This is a genomic window from Niallia yueguangensis, assembly GCF_052663115.1.
Map to the genome: position 1 here is coordinate 1 of NZ_JBQTCX010000032.1, position 17,735 is coordinate 17,735.

23 protein-coding genes and 1 pseudogene are annotated in these 17,735 nt (G+C 33.2%); 4 read left to right on the plus strand and 20 right to left on the minus strand.

The window, feature by feature from the left end; translation table 11 throughout:
• Positions 1–87: 87 nt before the first annotated feature.
• From ACTYA4_RS20350 to ACTYA4_RS20375, 6 genes are all read right to left on the minus strand, one after another.
• On the minus strand, positions 88–216 hold the full coding sequence (locus ACTYA4_RS20350) for a YvrJ family protein (protein ID WP_443481728.1): 129 nt from the start codon (positions 214–216) through the stop codon (positions 88–90).
• A 78-nt stretch (positions 217–294) separates the two neighbouring features.
• Positions 295–510: a DUF2922 domain-containing protein gene (locus ACTYA4_RS20355; protein ID WP_443481713.1), complete on the minus strand. Its 216-nt coding sequence runs from the start codon at positions 508–510 to the stop codon at positions 295–297.
• Positions 511–750: 240 nt separating this feature from the next.
• Positions 751–969, minus strand: a complete 219-nt coding sequence (locus ACTYA4_RS20360; RefSeq protein ID WP_443481712.1) for a DUF1659 domain-containing protein — start codon at positions 967–969, stop codon at positions 751–753.
• Positions 970–1,315: 346 nt separating this feature from the next.
• On the minus strand, positions 1,316–1,780 hold the full coding sequence (locus tag ACTYA4_RS20365) for a CcdC family protein (RefSeq protein WP_443481711.1): 465 nt from the start codon (positions 1,778–1,780) through the stop codon (positions 1,316–1,318).
• Positions 1,781–1,935: 155 nt separating this feature from the next.
• A complete protein-coding gene (locus ACTYA4_RS20370; RefSeq protein ID WP_443481710.1) occupies positions 1,936–2,295 on the minus strand; it encodes a response regulator in 360 nt (119 codons plus the stop codon).
• A 169-nt stretch (positions 2,296–2,464) separates the two neighbouring features.
• The gene (locus ACTYA4_RS20375; RefSeq protein WP_443481709.1) at positions 2,465–3,172 is read right to left on the minus strand and encodes a cytochrome c biogenesis CcdA family protein; all 708 of its coding nucleotides are present in this window, start codon (positions 3,170–3,172) and stop codon (positions 2,465–2,467) included.
• Positions 3,173–3,536: 364 nt separating this feature from the next.
• Here ACTYA4_RS20375 and ACTYA4_RS20380 point away from each other — a divergent pair, with 364 nt between their 5' ends.
• Entirely contained in the window at positions 3,537–3,710 is a 174-nt protein-coding gene (locus ACTYA4_RS20380; protein WP_443481708.1) for a Spo0E family sporulation regulatory protein-aspartic acid phosphatase, read from the plus strand.
• A 744-nt stretch (positions 3,711–4,454) separates the two neighbouring features.
• Here ACTYA4_RS20380 and tnpA read toward each other — a convergent pair.
• The 9 genes from tnpA to ACTYA4_RS20425 form a co-directional block, all read right to left on the minus strand.
• Positions 4,455–4,886, minus strand: a complete 432-nt coding sequence (gene tnpA / locus ACTYA4_RS20385; RefSeq protein WP_443481707.1) for an IS200/IS605 family transposase — start codon at positions 4,884–4,886, stop codon at positions 4,455–4,457.
• Positions 4,887–5,030: 144 nt separating this feature from the next.
• Positions 5,031–6,578, minus strand: a complete 1,548-nt coding sequence (locus ACTYA4_RS20390) for a glycoside hydrolase family 32 protein (RefSeq protein ID WP_443481706.1) — start codon at positions 6,576–6,578, stop codon at positions 5,031–5,033.
• Positions 6,579–7,339: 761 nt separating this feature from the next.
• Entirely contained in the window at positions 7,340–7,633 is a 294-nt protein-coding gene (locus ACTYA4_RS20395; protein WP_443481705.1) for a hypothetical protein, read from the minus strand.
• Between the two features lie 31 nt (positions 7,634–7,664).
• On the minus strand, positions 7,665–7,790 hold the full coding sequence (locus ACTYA4_RS20400) for a hypothetical protein (protein ID WP_443481704.1): 126 nt from the start codon (positions 7,788–7,790) through the stop codon (positions 7,665–7,667).
• A 160-nt stretch (positions 7,791–7,950) separates the two neighbouring features.
• Complete coding sequence (locus tag ACTYA4_RS20405) at positions 7,951–8,250, minus strand: phage integrase SAM-like domain-containing protein (protein WP_443481703.1); 300 nt, start codon at positions 8,248–8,250, stop codon at positions 7,951–7,953.
• Positions 8,251–8,448: 198 nt separating this feature from the next.
• Positions 8,449–8,667, minus strand: coding sequence for a YneF family protein (locus ACTYA4_RS20410; protein ID WP_443481702.1), 219 nt, complete (start codon positions 8,665–8,667; stop codon positions 8,449–8,451).
• A gap of 84 nt (positions 8,668–8,751) precedes the next feature.
• Positions 8,752–9,192: a sporulation inhibitor of replication protein SirA gene (sirA, locus tag ACTYA4_RS20415; protein ID WP_443481701.1), complete on the minus strand. Its 441-nt coding sequence runs from the start codon at positions 9,190–9,192 to the stop codon at positions 8,752–8,754.
• A gap of 488 nt (positions 9,193–9,680) precedes the next feature.
• A complete protein-coding gene (tkt, locus tag ACTYA4_RS20420) occupies positions 9,681–11,687 on the minus strand; it encodes a transketolase (RefSeq protein WP_443481700.1) in 2,007 nt (668 codons plus the stop codon).
• A 201-nt stretch (positions 11,688–11,888) separates the two neighbouring features.
• A complete protein-coding gene (locus ACTYA4_RS20425; protein ID WP_443481699.1) occupies positions 11,889–12,122 on the minus strand; it encodes a DUF896 domain-containing protein in 234 nt (77 codons plus the stop codon).
• 295 nt (positions 12,123–12,417) lie between these two features.
• Between ACTYA4_RS20425 and ACTYA4_RS20430 the strand changes: the two genes are divergently transcribed.
• Positions 12,418–12,885 carry a ferritin-like domain-containing protein gene (locus ACTYA4_RS20430; RefSeq protein WP_443481698.1) on the plus strand — a complete coding sequence of 156 codons (468 nt, stop codon included), beginning with the start codon at positions 12,418–12,420 and terminating at the stop codon, positions 12,883–12,885.
• 77 nt (positions 12,886–12,962) lie between these two features.
• Here ACTYA4_RS20430 and ACTYA4_RS20435 read toward each other — a convergent pair whose 3' ends face one another.
• Entirely contained in the window at positions 12,963–13,619 is a 657-nt protein-coding gene (locus ACTYA4_RS20435; protein WP_443481697.1) for a YneB family resolvase-like protein, read from the minus strand.
• Positions 13,620–13,691: 72 nt separating this feature from the next.
• The gene (gene yneA, locus ACTYA4_RS20440) at positions 13,692–14,006 is read right to left on the minus strand and encodes a cell division suppressor protein YneA (RefSeq protein ID WP_443481696.1); all 315 of its coding nucleotides are present in this window, start codon (positions 14,004–14,006) and stop codon (positions 13,692–13,694) included.
• 157 nt (positions 14,007–14,163) lie between these two features.
• Here yneA and lexA point away from each other — a divergent pair, with 157 nt between their 5' ends.
• On the plus strand, positions 14,164–14,784 hold the full coding sequence (gene lexA, locus ACTYA4_RS20445; protein WP_443481695.1) for a transcriptional repressor LexA: 621 nt from the start codon (positions 14,164–14,166) through the stop codon (positions 14,782–14,784).
• A 530-nt stretch (positions 14,785–15,314) separates the two neighbouring features.
• On the plus strand, positions 15,315–15,596 hold the full coding sequence (locus tag ACTYA4_RS20450) for an AbrB/MazE/SpoVT family DNA-binding domain-containing protein (protein WP_443481727.1): 282 nt from the start codon (positions 15,315–15,317) through the stop codon (positions 15,594–15,596).
• A 330-nt stretch (positions 15,597–15,926) separates the two neighbouring features.
• Here ACTYA4_RS20450 and ACTYA4_RS20455 read toward each other — a convergent pair whose 3' ends face one another.
• From ACTYA4_RS20455 to ACTYA4_RS20465, 3 genes and pseudogenes are all read right to left on the minus strand, one after another.
• Complete coding sequence (locus tag ACTYA4_RS20455; protein ID WP_443481694.1) at positions 15,927–16,703, minus strand: nucleotidyltransferase domain-containing protein; 777 nt, start codon at positions 16,701–16,703, stop codon at positions 15,927–15,929.
• Positions 16,700–16,816 (minus strand): annotated as a pseudogene (locus ACTYA4_RS20460) (YbaK/EbsC family protein); the annotation flags it as partial. The pseudogene ACTYA4_RS20460 and the gene ACTYA4_RS20455, both read right to left, overlap by 4 nt.
• A gap of 225 nt (positions 16,817–17,041) precedes the next feature.
• Positions 17,042–17,470, minus strand: coding sequence for a cell wall hydrolase (locus ACTYA4_RS20465; protein ID WP_443481693.1), 429 nt, complete (start codon positions 17,468–17,470; stop codon positions 17,042–17,044).
• Between the last annotated feature and the right edge of the window lie 265 nt (positions 17,471–17,735).

Consider the following 17,735-nt stretch of genomic DNA (forward strand, 5'->3'; position numbering starts at 1 on the left):
ATCTGCCATTCCATGGAATGGCAGATTTTATCAACGTACTTCTTTTCATCTAAAGGGTGTATTTAAAAGCAAACTAGTAAAAAATGATTATTCTTCGTTATAACGAGATAAGCTTTGAATGGATTGAATCATTATATCAAGCTTTGCTTCAATCCGATTTAATAAGGAAAAACTTACCACGATCGGAAATCCAACTTGACTTATAAATGATATCATGTCATTCAATGTCGCCACTCTCCTTTAAAGAGGATGATAGAAATAAAATGGAGCATAATTCTATCATTCTATATGATATTAGATTTCATAGTCTGTTACATTACGTTCCAGTAATCGTATACCTTTTGCTGCGACAAGTTCGCCGTTTTCATTTGCAAAGATATTAGCTGCAATAATTGTTTGCATGGCAGATAATACTTGCTCTGTATTAATTGGTTCAACTGGTCCATCTAAAGAGATTTTCGATGTTTTCCCGTTTCCTGTTAAAAAAGTCAATTCTAATGTCTTTGCCATCCAAAAATCCTCCTTTACTATTTTATTTTTTTAGGCTGTTTTCGTATAGAATGTTGCTTTTAAACTCGCAGCCTGAATACACTTCGTCCGTTGAGCGAGCGTCGAGCCTCCTCGTCGCATACACTCCTGCGGGGTCTCGTCTTTCTCGCATTCCCACAGGAGTCTACGTGTATTCAGTCTGCTGAGTATTTCTTCTCTCATTTTTTTACGTATAAAACAACAAACTTTGAGAAAACAGCCTTATTTTATTACATCGAAGCTTGCATTTTTAACAGCAGAATAAAGAGGTAATGCTACAATGGAAGCGATCGCATCAACCACTTGCATCATTTCATCTGGGGTAGCAGTTTCTTTCACATTACGAAATGATTTGGAAACAAGATTTGCTTCACCATTTTCTTTTACACCATTCTGAAAAACTAATTTAAGCATTGATTCATTAAACATTGCTTGTGCCATGTCTTTCACCTCCTCTCACCCTTTATATAGAGCGGACGTGAAGAAAAAGACAGGATAAAAATGAAGAAACTAGCATAAGTTTTCACTCACTACTAGATATGGAAATGAGACTTTGAAATAACAGTGTTTCAATGCATTCTTTCTTTTATATGAAGGAAGATACCTACTACTATTTATGTAGAAAAATATTAATGAAAAAATAAGAGGGATTTGCTAAAGGTTTTATTAAATGAAGTTACTTAATTCCATTACCAATCTTTTGAAAAATGGGATTATTTATCTAAAAAAGAATTGAAGCTATATGGCATTATAGTTATACCATATAGCCTTCCCTTAATATTTTATGTTAATTTAACTGCTTGTATAGTTTCCGATACTGTAGATACATGCTAATTCTCCACGGTACAATCATACTAAAAGCTAAAATCCAAAACATCCCACTTAACTGGCCAACATCAATGGAGCTGCTTAAGCTTATTTTTGCAATAATCCTTATTGCTAGCAACCCAAATAAAATAAACACAAATGCACGTGATTTTTTTAAATAAATATCTTTATCTTTAATTTCAAAATTCGATGTTTTGATTAATAGAAGAGAAAATAACATTCCTATTATCATTGCTTCTATGACTTCTTTCCCTGAAACTGTAAAATAAGGAAATAAGAACATCAAAGCCCCGGTACTCATAAAAATAGGGGGTAATATTATTTTTTTTGCTGATACCGGTTTTTTGGCTGCTTTCATACGAATGAACATAAAAAATAATCCCATAAAAACAGCAATCACTGACGAAAGAATAGCTGATGACATATTTAATCCCCTTTTTCTTGTACACTTTCTATTTCTTTTTAACTTGATGATCAGGTTAATCAACGAATCACTAATGAATGATAAGTATACCATTTTTTATTATATAAAAAAATAAAAAGAATATGATTTAGTTCAATCATACCCTTAAATGTTGATTACCTTAACACCCTGTTTATTGCATCAATTACTCTATTTTCATCGAATGGTTTAACAATAAAATCTTTTGCTCCCGCCTCGATTGCTTCAACGACCATTTTTTGCTGTCCCATCGCAGAACACATGATTACCTTTGCATCGGAAAACTCTTTTCGTATTTCCTTTACTGCTTCCAACCCACTCATCTCAGGCATTGTAATATCCATTGTGACTATATCAGGATCCAACTCACGATACAAACGGATTGCTTCTTTCCCATTCTCTCCTTCACCAACTACTTCATAATTAGCTTTTGTTAAAATATTAGAGAGAGTCATTCTCATAAATTTTGCATCATCCACAATTAATATTCTTGCCATCGTTATTTCCCCCTCAACATACCACGGAAGTTCAAACTAATTCCTTTTTACTATTTTACTATATAAATAGTGCATTATTAACTATTTTGGAATGTTATTTCAGTTCTATTATTTATTCTATTATTCTTTTATGTGAAATACAACCTATTATTTACAGTTTAATCAAAAATTAAAAGCCCGTAAACCCTCGAAAAAGCGGGTTCAAAATCGATGTAATTCGCTTCATTCCATTAAAGAATAAAATAACTCCTACCACTATCATCAATACTCCTCCTAGTTTCATAAAAAAGAGACTATGTTGTTGAACTGATTTTATACTTCCGATAAAAAAGGAAAGCAATAAAAACGGAATGGAAAAACCGACAATATAAGCTCCCATATAGTATAAACTAGCACTAGGATTCATCCCTGCTAGAGACAATACTGCTCCTAAGATAGGACCGGTACATGGAGTCCAACCGGCTGCAAAACTCATCCCAATAAAGATAGAGCCAATTAATCCAGTAGGACGATTTTTAAATATATAGCGATGTTCTTTCATTAAAAAGGATGGGTGAAAAATCCCCATAATTAATAAACCAAATAATACAATAATTATGCTGCCTATTCTTCTAATTAGCTCTCGATATTCGTAAAATAATTGGCCAATAATCGAAGAACTGTATCCAAGGGCGATAAAAATAATAGAGAATCCAAATAAAAAAAATATTGTATGCAGTAAACTATTTCTTTGCAGCAAGATCTTTTCGTGCTTAAGCTCTCCAATTGACATTCCAGTAATATATGATAAAAAAGCAGGATAAAGAGGCAGGCAGCATGGTGAAATAAAACTTAAAAAACCTGCTCCCACTGCTAAAAACACATTTATATCCGTCATGATATCCCCCTTGCACCATCTTTCTTACTACTCAATATATGATATTTACATATAATTATGTAGACAACATATTTTTTGCATTTAATTCCAAATGTAGTTATAATAAATTACATCGTAATCGCACACTTACAAAGTAATGCTGTATAAATACAAAAAATACGTAATAAATATTCAAAAAATTAAATAGAAGTGTATTGAAATGATCACAAGTAATATAGGTCAAATTAATTGTTAGACTATTTAACTAACTACACTTTTTACACAACTTTTAAACTATACTCTTTATGTAGAAGTCTTAGTATACTTTATTTAATAACAAAAAACTATTAATAAACATCTGCTCACGCTGGAAAGGATAACAACCATGTCAAAACAGCAATTACTTTACCTAATTGAACAAAAGAGGGTCGAACTAGTAGAGATTGCGATGAAACATGGTTTTTCATCCTATAATGCTATTACTTGTAGCCAAGAGCTTGATCGACTTTTAAACAAATATCATGAAAAAATAAAAAAAGCGGAAGGGCGTTGGAGCTAGACACTCGTCAGACTTCAGAAAAACTTATCTTTCTTATCCAACGAAATAAACTTGTTTAATTTTCCACAAAAAAATCAATCACCTTCAAAATCATAACAATAGAACGACTGCTTCTTAAAATTCAAAAAAGGTTAGTAAAGCCATCTTTTTGAATTCCCCCGTTTTCACATTCTTTTTATTTTGTTAATCAAAATTTCCTATCAATAGTCTAAAAATGGTAAGACGTTTGTTGCATTTACTTTCTTTTATTCTCTTCAAATACCTAACTAATTATGAAAGAAAGCTTCCTTGCTAATTTATATAAATATTTAACGTTAATATATTGAACATTGACACAAGAAAACCACCCTTCCTTGGTTTCGTTTCCAATAGAAAAAGTGGTTTCGGATTCTTTTGATAAAAGTTAAAGTTTGTGTTCAAAAAGGTAACAAATTAGAAGCAAGAAGGTCGAGGCGGCGTAGCTTTGAGCAACTGACTTCCACAGGATGTGGTGACTTCAACGTTGCTCACAGGACATGAGCGTTTTTAGTTGAAGATCCCTTTATTTAGGATACGCGAGTAGCGGAAAAGCTAGTCAACGAAGAGATTCGTAGCTTATCATTTGATGACTTATTGAACATCCTCTTAAACGACCACCTGCTAAAGCAGGTGAATTTGGACATAAATGTCGACGACTAAAGTCGCTAACTAAGACTGAAGTCTTCTAAAAGATCCTAAGCTAAAGCCAACTAAATGAGACTAAACTCATTCTTCAATCCTAAATATATCGTTCTTTTCTTCATTGAACTGGTTGGCAATATAATTTCTTATCGTTTCTTCATCCACTGTTCCAATTGTGGCACAAAAATAGCTCCTTGCCCATAAGTGTTGACCCCAATATTTCTTTTTTAACTCTGGGAATTGATCTTGAAGAAGCCTTGATGATCTCCCTTTTAGGTACTGCATGATTTTACTTGGGGCAATGCTCGGTGGACATGATAACAACAAGTGGATGTGATCTTTTCCAACACTTCCTTGCAAGATTGTAATTCCTCTCGCTTCACATCCCTGCCTTATTAATTCCCTTACTCTTACTGCTATAGCCCCCTGTAATACCTTATTTCTATACTTTGTCACCAATATTACATGAAACTTTATATCATATACTGCATGGCTATTTTTTCGATACCCGTCCATACTTTCACCTCACATTTAGTATGGACACAGAAGTGAAAGGCTAAAAGCTTATACCGTCTAAAGACGGTGGAGTTAGACCACTCATTTGTAAATTAAAACTAAAAAAGCACCTCATTAAGAAGTGCTTATGAAAACAAAAAATGTCTATTCAATTAATGATTCATTAACTGTTTTCACTTTAAAGTAATCTAAATGAACCGTATCATTTGTCCATATTCTCAATTCATCCGAACTTAGCTGCGGAAATATTAAATTGCTTAATACATAAGCTCCATCATTAACAAAAATTTCAACTGTACTTCTATCTACAAAAATGTCAAGTTTAATTTTACCGTTTAAAGGGAATACATTTTTCACAATTCTTGGTTCAATAAAATGCGGATCATCTATAATTAGTCCACTCTGAGAACGATTAAATACAAGTTCATTAGTTTCTGGATCATATGTGATATCAGTATGCGCACCATTTCCGTCTCGTACAGAAATACCAAAGAGACCATTTGTCAGGTCATCTATGTGAAAAGAAGACTCGATTGAATAAGAAGTTACTCCATCTAATATTTTTGGTTGTTGACTTGTAATAACTTGATCACCCCAGAAAGACTTATCATCAAAATTATCACGTATACCCCAAACGGGAGTTTGAAATAATTTCAATCCATCAGTGGTATTTTTTAATCTAAGTTCTCTTACAATAGTTGTATTACCAATATAGCCATCATAAGGAAGCTTTCTTGTGTATTCCCAGTTAGTCATCCACGCAATGTAATACCGAAAGTTTTTGTTTGCGAATGGGGTTTCCCAAGTTACTCCTGTGTAACAATCTGTGCCATGATCTAACCATTGAACATCAGTTCCTTCATCTTTAATAAAAGATGTACCATCAAAATCACCAATAAAGTAAGCAGAGCCACTTGTATGCCCATAATTAAAGCCATTCGCACCTGTCATTAATACCCATTTTCTATGGTTAGGATTATCGTCTACATTGATTTCAAACAAATCAGGACATTCAATGATTCCTATATCTTGTCTTACAAATGAAGAAGCATATGTCCAGTCTTTTAAATTTGTTGAGGTATAAAATCTAATCTTATCATTTTCTGCCATGAGGATTACCCATTTTTTAGTTGGCTCATGCCAAATAACTTTAGGGTCACGAAAATCTGCATTACCTGTAGGGTTATGCTGTACAAGACCGTAATAACTAAATGAATTACCTTCATCTAGGCTGTACCAAAGATGAGTTGTTTGACCAGGCATTGTAACTAACGCAACAATAGCCCCTGCTCCAAAGCCTGCTGTATTATTTGTGTCAATTACTGCAGATCCTGCCCATGGATCACCTGCTGGATTGCCATCATATTTATGCATCGCAACAGGTTGTCTTTTCCAATGCACTAGATCAGTTGAAGTAGCATGCGCCCATTCTGTCCCAATTCCATCCCAAGAGTAGTCTTCATTATAAAGATAATAAAGATGATGAACTCCGTTGATGTAGATTGGTCTTTGAATATCACCCATCCACTCTGTTTGAGGGGTCAGATGATACTGCGGGCGGTAAGAATCTTCTGCAAATACTTGTGTTAATCCTGATGAAATTAATAATCCGAAAGTTAATATACATAACAATATTTTACCTGAATTTTTATACGCTGTTTTTACTTTATCTTCTGTAAATCTCTTTTTCATTCTCTACTCTCTTTCTTATTCACTTAGTACTATTATCATTTTGTTTATCTTATTTTTAGTTTTTCAGCCATGCGACGCTACTCTCCGCCTAACCATTCGATACACACCACTAGGAAAAGGATCAGCAGCATTAATTGGTGGCATTCATAATTCATCTTCACCTATTGTTGAAGATCCCATTGTCGCAACATATAAGGATTTACTTGAAGCAAGTCTGTCGCTTTAATATTGATATGATTCACTCCTAGGTGGTTTGATTCGTTCTTCTTTTCAGATAAATAGTATCAGTATGTCCAAGATTTAAAGATTACTTGCAAGTTTCTTAGGTCTTTGACATCATATCCAACTATATCTTATAAATAAAAAATAACGAACATAAATATTCCCAAAAAAGGAAATTAGTATAAAGTATCTATTATTAAAACAAGTTTTTTATTCGCTAAATAAATCATCTTTCCTTTATTGTTTATTTCTATGAAGTTTTTTGTATTAAAAAAGGACTCCCACCTGTGTGAGAATCCTCTTAAAATTGATATTTAGTTATGTCCCCATATTGTCCTATACACCAGCAAAAGATTATTTAGGATCCTTAAAAATAATCCTATAGGTTATTTTTTTCCTACTCTCTTCAGGTTCAAATTCAAAGTCTTCTGTCCTATCTAAACCAACAAGGTTCCATTTTTTCAAAACCAGGACCTATATTAGTGTTCATTTCAAACTTCAAAATATCTGGGTAGCTATAGATATATCGTTCATTGGTTTTAGGATTTTCGACTGTTAGTAAAAGTAGAAGACCCTCTTTTGTGTCTATAAACTGATACTCTATGATTATTGTAGTCTGAGTCCAATCTATCCTTCAAAATTGCATGTTCATAGCCATCAGCATCTACACGACTGTCTACTACTTCACTTGGTTGTGGGTTGTTACGAATTATATTATCTACACGACTTTTCTGTTCCTTCATATCGCTTTCTATATCAATCATATTTTCATTCAGATCATTTCTAACTCTGTCAAATTGTGTTCCTAATTTTCTATAAGGATATTTTGCCATTAAATAACTCCTTTCCAATAAAAAAGATGCCTTATTCAGCAGCCTGTTTTGATTTATTTAATTCTGCTATTTGTGCTTCTTTAATTGCTAACTCTACACTCATGTTCGCAATTTGCTTCGATAATAAATTAATAACAACTTGTGCATCTACATTCATTATTACACTCCTATTCTTATTGCGTTTCTAAAGCTTTTACTCTTATCTCTAAATCTGCTAGAATCCTCAAAGTAGTTTTTATAAGAGAAACTGTCAATCATCAATTGAACCTCTTTTACGGTGAACCCCTTTAGAATTTTCTTAGGTAGTTTCGGCATTTCTACTTTTTTGCTATGTTCTCTTTTAGATATTCTTCCTTCTCACACCATGAAAAGAACGCTTTAATCATTTTTAACATTGACACTATACTTTGAGGTTGGAGTCCATCTTTTTGCTTTACTCTCATATATGCTTTTAAATCATGTGTAGTGATATTTTCTAATTCAGCAATTCCTCTTTTTTTAGTTAAAAATTCTTTCAACTGTTTATACTCTTGATTTTTATTCTTGATTGTCTTATCTGTGAACCCTTTTGCTCGGCAATGATACATATATTCTTCCAACACATCTTCAAATAACACAAAAACCACCTTCCCATTGGTTTAGTTTCCAACAGAATAGGCGGTTTTGAATTAGTTTGATGAAAGATTAACCAAAATCAAAGAAAATCTTTGATGAAAGTTACACTCTATCGTTAAGTAAAATGATGTTTTAGATTATAAACAAACAGTAACATATGCTGTAAAAACCTTATGTATCAAGGACTTGCTTGTCCAAGATTATTTTGTCTGTTTATTCATCGCAGACATCATTTGATTAATTTTCTTTTGGGATGGTTTCATTCCCATTTGCATCATCATCATCTTTAACATTTGCTCATTAATTGGTGGATTTTTCTTTAAATAGCTCATCATATATTTACGAGCGATAAAAAATCCAATAGCGATACCAGCAAGCAACGCCACGACAATTATCACAATCCAAAGCCAAGTAGTCATTTTTTTTCCTCCTTCTTGTTGTCTACCACTTAGTGTACTAGACCAGATAATATTATACAATATTTGTACTGTAAATTCTCTTTTTCAAACAAAATTTCTTTCTTTTATCGGCTTTAGCCATCCATATCTAGCATTTTCCATATCAATGGCTAAAAAAGACGGTTCATTTTTACGAATTATTTCGAAAAAAACAGACTCAGCATCATAATACCCTTCTGCCTCAATAATTAGACAACGACTATTGATGGATAAAGCAGCATTACTTAAATTTCCATTTTCAATATATAATGCATCGTTTTTTTGTTGAAAAAATCTTTTTGTTTGTAATTCACTAAATAGTAACTGTTGTAGTTTCAAAACTGGAATCGGAAGAGTGATAAAATCGATCTGCTTTTGAAGAATTTTTTTTAATTTTTTGTCTTTTGCGTTAGTATGTTCAAAAAATAAATTGTAAAACATTCTTTCTTTTCCATTATAATGTACTGCAATGCTTTCTTCTATTAAATACAATTCATATTTTCTCATACAAGCTCTCCACCTACCTATATTTTACGTCTTTATATTATTATAAAAAGTTACAAATACAGGTTGTGTCTCAAGGTGTAAAAAAAACAGACTAGTTTTGTCGAAAAGGTTCATTCTTTCGCGTTTTTATCATTTTTTCTTCGCTCTTTTCTTATAGGTTGTTGTTATTTAACCTGCAGCCTGAATACACTTCGCTTTCCGCGGACGAGTGCCGAGCCTCCTCGTCGCTATGCTCCTGTGGCGTCTCGTCTTTCTCGCTTTACCCGCAGGAGTCTTCGTGTATTCAGCCTGCTCAGTGCTTTAGCCATGTTTTTTATTTTATTCAAAAACAACAAACTTTTAGAAAACAGCCTTTTTCTTTAAAAAGAAGACTGATCATCAACTATTCTCGGAGCAGATTGCATTTATTTTCCAATTAAAAAAAAGAGCAAGATTATTATCCGCTCTTTTTTTATTTTTAGATTATAATCGGACATCCGTTAATAATCTTATTTTGTTAATACAGCTTTTAAACGTGCTACGACATTATCAACGGAAAAGCCATACTCTTCCATAATTTTGTTTCCTGGTGCAGATGCTCCAAATGTATCAATTCCTAATACATCGCCTTCATCTCCAGCATATTTATGCCATCCAAGCGAACTTCCCATTTCAAGCGCCAAACGTTTTTTAACAGTTTTCGGAAGCACACTGTTTTTGTACTCATCTGATTGTTGTTCAAAACGATCCCATGATGGCATACTTACAACAGACGTATGAATTCCTTCAGCTTCCAATACTTTTTGTGCTTGAACAGCTAAACCAACTTCAGATCCAGCTGCTACTAAAAGCGCATCTGGTGTTTCTTGAGCAGATGGTGAAATAACATATGCCCCTTTTGACACACCTTCATATGCATTTTCATTAGTACCTTTTATTGTTGGTAAGTTTTGTCTTGTTAATACAAGAGCCGTTGGTTTATTTGTTGACTCAACTGCTAGTTTCCATGCAGCCGCTGTTTCATTTCCATCAGCTGGACGAATAACAGACAAGTTTGGAAGTGCACGTAATGCTGCCAATTGTTCAACAGGCTCATGTGTAGGTCCATCTTCTCCTACCGCAATACTATCATGTGTAAATACGTATGTTACAGGCAATCCCATAATCGCAGCAAGACGAATAGCAGGTTTTAAGTAATCAGAGAATACGAAGAATGTACCGCCAAAGATTTTTAATCCACCATGCAATGCAACACCATTTAATGCTGCTCCCATTGCGAATTCACGAACACCAAACCAAATATTACGACCGTCAAAGTTTTCAGGAGTTAAATCTTTATCCCCTTTAATCATCGTATTATTGCTTCCTGCTAAGTCAGCAGATCCGCCAATTAGAGAAGGTAGATTTTTCGCAATTCCATTTAATGCTTCACCAGAAGAAGCACGACTAGCTAAGCTGCTTCCTTCTTCATATACTGGAATATCTTGATCCCATCCTTCTGGAAGACTATCAGAAATAGCCACTTTAAATTGTTTTGCAAGTTCAGGATACTCTGCTTCATATTTGGCAAATAACGCTTCCCATTCTTGCTCTTTTTTTGCACCAGCATCTGCAATTTTTTGTTTGAAATTTGCATATACTTCCTCTGGAACATAAAAATCTTCTTCAAATGTCCATTTATATGTTTCTTTTGTTAATTTTATTTCGTCTGCACCTAGTGGTGATCCGTGAGATGCTGACTTACCGGATTTGTTAGGAGAACCATAGCCAATAACTGTTTTTACTTCAATTAACGTTGGTCTGTTTTCATCTTGTTTCGCTTCCTCTAGTGCAGTTGTTAAAGCAGAAACATCATTTCCATCTTCAACACGAATATATTGCCATCCGTAAGATTTAAAGCGTTGCTCTACACTTTCAGAAAATGATTTATCTAAATCTCCATCTAAAGAAATATCATTTGAATCATACATCACTACAAGTCGACCAAGCTTTAAATGTCCAGCTAATGAAGCAGCTTCTGCGGAAACCCCTTCCATTAAGTCTCCGTCTCCACAAATACTGTATGTAAAATGATCTACAACATTATATGAGTCTTTGTTATAAACTGCAGCTAAGTGACGTTCTGCTAATGCCATACCTACTGCCATCGCAATTCCTTGCCCAAGTGGACCTGTCGTTGCATCGACTCCAGCAGTATGTCCAAACTCAGGGTGACCAGGCGTTTTACTGCCCCATTGACGGAATTGTTTTAAATCATCAATAGATAAATCGTAACCTGATAAATGCAACAAGCTATATAATAAAGCAGATCCATGCCCTGCAGATAAAACAAAGCGGTCACGATTAAACCATTTTGGATTTTTTGGATTATGGTTCATAATAGAAGTCCATAATGAATAAGCCATCGGTGCCGCTCCCATTGGCATACCTGGATGACCAGAATTCGCTTTTTCGATACTATCAATTGATAAAGTTCGAATCGAATTAATCGATAAATTATCAATACTTACTGTCATGTAAAACATCCTCTCATAAAAAATCATTACAATAATATATTAAATGCCAACGAGTCATAAAACAACTAATTGAATGAATAAAAATAAAATTCATAAAAATTAGATGAAAAAGAGGGCATGTAAAAGTATCCTTTTAGCATACAAAAAATCTTGTCTGTATGCAGTAGCACATACTGCGTCGATAAATATTTATCGTATTATTTAATGTAAATTCTTTTTATTTCGTTGTTCTTTTAATTTTTGTGGTGTTACATCTTCACCATTAGGATCATAAATTGTTACATTCTGTAATGTATTTAACATGCTCGAGCGAAACGTTTTTAAATATTCAGCACGTAGTTTAGTCTGTTCTTTTGCTTCTTGTTCGGTTAAACCAATTTCTTTTTTCTTTTTTGCCAGCTCGTTTATGCGTGCTAATTTATCATTTGATATCATTATATTCTCCTTTACTACATTATTTTTAATATTTGACCAAAAAATCCGGAAGAATTGCTGTGGATCTCTCCGTGACTTAGTATGTGTGATAAGTTTTTCCCATTAATCTAAAAGTTTTTTCTAGTAAGACTTCATTTTAACTATAAAAGCTAAAATGAGTTGGCTTTATCAAAATAACATTATAACATATGTATATTTATTTATCATTTTATTAAGATTTTTTGATTTTATTGTGTCAATTTTGCCCATATTGAATAAATTGAATTGAATTGTAGTAGAAAGGATGGACAATACATTGAATAATCAACAAGCAATTGAACAAATAGTTCATGGTCTTAATCTTGATTTAGCATGGGAATATGCTGCAGGCATTCAATATGCACAACATGCAAGTATGCTAAAAGGTGCTGCTTATTTTGCGGTTGCTGAAGAATTAGAAGAACATTCTAAAGATGAATTTGGTCATGCCATCGTTCTGAGCGAACTTATTCAATATCTAGGAGGAATTCCAACTACACAAGTAGCACCGATCGGCACTTCTATGGATAATGAAGAAATGCTTCGTCAAGATTTACAAGGAGAATACGACGCGATCCGCAGATATTTACAACGAATTCACCAGCTTGAAGCACTTGGAATGTATGATTCTGCCCAAAAAATCAGGGATATTGTCGTTACTGAACAAGAACACGCAATTGACCTTGAGATTGCCTTAGGTATGGAAAAAACGTTGATTCCTCCTACAAAATTGACATTTGAATAATTGATCCAAAAGAAAGCCGACAAAATCATACGTTTGCCGGCTTTCTTGTTATAATATTAATCTATTATGCAAATCGACTATTCTTTGTAATTACCTGACTGTTCACAATATTCTTGATACCTTCTATGGACAGTTGCTTTTGAAATGGAATATCCAAATCCACGCAAAGTAGAGGCAATTTCAGCAAAAGTTAAACCATTCTCTTTTAATTTTACGATTTCTTCAACTGGGCATTCTATTCGGCTTCTTCCTGCATTTACACCTAAGTTCTTAAGATTTTGTTCTGGTTTAAAGCCATTTTCTACTGCCTTTTTCATCCCTCTTTTTATTTTAATATTGTGAATTTTCCTTTGATATTCTTCCACTAAACTGACTATCTGAAGAACCATCGAATCAGCATCTGATAATACTAACTCACCTGAATGCGAAATGCTGTAAAGCTTTACGTTTTCTCTTAATATACAATGTAAAATGGCTATCTTAGCATTTCCTCTTCCCAGCCTTGTTTCATCTTGAATCAAACAAGCGGAAATATTTTTATCTTTTATATATGATAATAATTCTAATATACCATCACGTTCTAAATCATATCCACTTGCTTGTTCTTTAATGATATGTGCAATCGTAAAGTTGTTTTCATGCGCGAGCTGCAACAACTCTTCCTCCTGCCTTTTAAGAGAAGTTACTTGTTCTTTTTTATCAGTACTTACTCTACAATAAATAATTGCATTCATCTATACCACCATTGTTAATTAAAATTTATCTTACCCCGTCTGTCGAGAAACACTCGCTCTTCATTACTCGCCTTACTCTGATGCTAATTTAATATTTTCATCTTCCATTCGAACAGGAATCTTAATCTTTTCTCCAGCTGCAAGATGATTGGCAGAAAGATTATTTTGTTTTTCTACCCATTTAATAAATTCATTTTTTGACATTTGATACTTTCCTTCATATTGTTTAGACAGCTGCCAAACAGAATCTCCTTTTTCTACCGTAATACTTATATATTGATCTTTATCATAATGACCAGTACTTAATACGACAACGAAACATGTAACAAAACTACAAATCACTAGAATAATAGAGTATGAATATTTTGTCCACAATTTTTTCATCATTTTACGTCACCCTTTTTCAGAATATATGTTCGCATCTATGGATTTTATTATATGCGAACAAACGTTTCGTGTCAACTAAAAAATAAGAACTTATGTTTGTGTCGAATGGTAATACATGCTATAATTACCTTAAGAAAATAAACTAGAGGTGCGTATCATGCAAAAATTATCTAAAAGGCAACTAGATATATTAGATTACATTAAGAATGAAGTTCGTTTAAAAGGATATCCTCCTTCTGTAAGAGAAATCGCAGAAGCAGTTGGACTTGCATCTAGTTCAACAGTCCATGGTCATTTGGCTAGGTTAGAAGACAAAGGATTAATTCGGAGAGATCCTACTAAACCACGTGCAATTGAGATACTAGATATAGAAGAAAGTACTGTGCCAAAGTATAATATTATTAATGTCCCTGTTGTCGGAAAAGTTACTGCAGGATTGCCAATAACCGCTATTGAAAATGTGGAAGAATATTTCCCTTTACCAGAAAGACTCGCTCCAAGTGATGAACAAGTATTTATGCTTGAAATAATGGGGGAGAGTATGATTGACGCAGGAATTTTAGATGGAGATTATGTCATTGTAAGACAACAGAGCGCCGCTAACAATGGGGATATTGTTGTAGCAATGACGGAAGATGACGAAGCAACGGTAAAACGTTTTTTTAAAGAAAAAAACTCCATTCGACTACAGCCGGAAAACAGCACAATGGAACCAATCATTTTACAAAATGTTATTATCCTAGGAAAAGTTATCGGGGTTTATCGCCATATTCAATAAATCTATCAACTATCAAAACACTATCTTTAAAGTAAAGATAGTGTTTTTTTTTGATATCCTTTTTCCTATAAATAAACTTTAATATACTGCAGCATCATCCAGTAAACACTATACCAGCAAAAAAAGATAAACTAGCATATGGAAACTCAAGTTAACTCTTCTTTTCCTTTCTTCATAAAAAAGATAGGGTTTTCTACTATGTGTTAATTCCAATTTTTAGAATTATTTGTTATTATTAAGATAAAATAGAAGGAACCTCAACTATTGAATGAGAATATATTTATAAAAATCTATTCTCTCTTCTTGATTGCTTCCATTTATCTTTTCCTACTATTATCACTTTAAGTGTATGTTCAAGCATAAGTACAAAAAAGCCGAGAAGTTCAAGGAAAGGAAGCTTCAAAGATATAATCGTTTTAGTTAAAAATCCTCAGATACGTAAGGTAATAAAAGCAAAAAATGACGCAGAAATTCGTAAGCTTGTTTCCCTAACTTTTTGAACAACATTTTTAAGAGAAAGGAAGATAATGATGAAAAGTACTGGAATTGTAAGAAAAACAGATAAGCTTGGCAGAATAGTTGTCCCAAAGGAATTAAGAAAAACACTTAATATTAATTATGACGATCCATTGGAAATTTTTACAGACGAGGATAAAATTGTGCTTCAAAAGTATAAAAGAGATTCACATTGTATGGTTACTGGTGAGCATATTAATGATCCTTTAACCTTGGCAAATGGAAAAATAGAATTGAGTGAGCAAGGATTACAACTTTTATACGATGAGTTAGTTACCATCATGAGTAAGAAATAAGGTCTTTCTTGAAAGAAGATAATTTTTTAAACAGGTCTAATAAAAAAGCCGAAGTTCTTTACTTTAGGCTGTTTTCTCAAAGTTTGTTGTTTTTTACTTAAAAAAATGGGAGAAGAGGTACTCAGCAGAATGAATACACGTAGACTCCTGTGGGAATGCGAGAAAGACGAGACCCCACAGGAGAGGCTCGACGCTCGCCCACGGAAAGCGAAGTGTATTCAGGCTGCGAGTTTAAAAGCAACATTTTATACGAAAACAGCCTTACTTTAAAAAACTTTGGCCTTTTTTTAAGAAAGACAACTATTCTGTTCCCCCTATATTGTCGCTATTCTAAACAGAATATTTATTTAATATTTCTCTAAAAAAATCATCAAGAAATATGGTGATTTCCCTTTCATTTATTGGTCCTCGATTAATAGTTGGTGATACATTCTCCAAACGTTCTAATTCTCTTTCTACGTATTGATGAATTATTGGTATGTGTGGTTCTATCTGCCTTTCACCCCCACTTAATTTTTCTTGTAAAAGTTGTCCTATTTTATTTTTTAACACACCGTTTGGAATAAGTTCATTTAATAAAAATTTGAAATCATTTGAAGGCATTGTTTGAAACCTTTCAATCCAACAGCAAGCCAAAATAGGTCGCAACACATAAAAATATTTTTTTATATTTATTTCTTCCTTCTGTAAATTATCGCGAAAATTATTTTTTGCCATATGTAAATAATGATAAAAACAAGCACGAGGATTAAACGCAGTTTGTTTTATACTTTTTATTTTTTCAATAAAAAAGTCTGATTTTGTGTATACAATATTGGATTGCATCCATTCAAATAAGGACGGATTTGATTGACGAAACAACCGTAATGTCTTTGTTAACTCCCATCCATATATATCTAATTTCTCTTTGATAGGCAATTCAATTACATCTCTATTTTTATCTAATGATAAGTACCATTCTTTTTTATGCATATAAATAAATCGCACGTCAAAATCACTATCTGCAGAAGGAAAACCCCATGATCTGCTTCCTGATTCACATGCATATAAAATTTTCACTTGATAATCTTCTTCTATTTTATTTAATTGCTCCTGTATTTCTTTCATTCATGTTCCCAACCTTTACAAACATCTACCCAGCCTTTTGCATTTCCCATTATATACAGCTCTTCATTTGATAATTCAATTGCTGAATTGTATGCAGGAAACACGGTTAAATGAATTTTTACATTTGCTAATGACATTTTATTAACTCCTCTACCTATTTTTACTATTTAATAGTTTAAAATATACCATCAGCTTCTTTTTTTCTCAAATCGAACGATAGTAATGGAAGACTCTAACATAATTAAGGCGGTGTGAATTGTTGCTTTTAAACCAGCAGCCCGAATCCACATGCAAAAAAGACAGATCATTAATCCGTCTTTTTTGAGGGTTTCTATTGTTTAAAATGTATTATAAACATTTTGACATGTTTCTGCTGTCGGTTCATAAAAACAATGCAGTTTAAATCTGCCTACATGTGGCTGATTGTACCATGTGGGAGGACAATCTCCAGGTGGCCGAAAATACCATAAACTATATTTTGATGGCCATAATCGTTCCCCATTAACCACACGTCTTGCTAATCTTTTTTCAGTTTCTCTTGCTCGCTGATAAAAGTATCCCTTAAGTGTTGCTTCAAATGCATGGGGCTGATAAACCATTTGTGGTACAGTTCGAAGTCCTTTAAAATCAGAACAATTTGCCCTCAGTCGATTAATTCCTACATTGCCAACCATTAGCATTCCTTGTACTCCTTCTCCTTCAGCTTCCGCTCGAAGAAGTCTTGCTAATAAATCAATATCCGCGCTTGATGCTTTTACAACTGCCATCCCTTCACCTCCTATAGTTTCATCATATTAAAAGAAGACTTATCCCATGACTAATAATTTATACTGTATTTGAAGATACATTTTTTAAAAGAAAAGTAGTGCTTTTCCGAAATTAAACCATAAAAGCTTCATTGTCCACTATTGAACACTTCCTTATTATCTTATTCTTTTTACCTTTCATCCATTTATGAAATGTGGTGATTTCTTTAATGGAAAAGATAGCTATTATTTGAATTTCCAAGAAAGTTACTATAATATTTTAGAT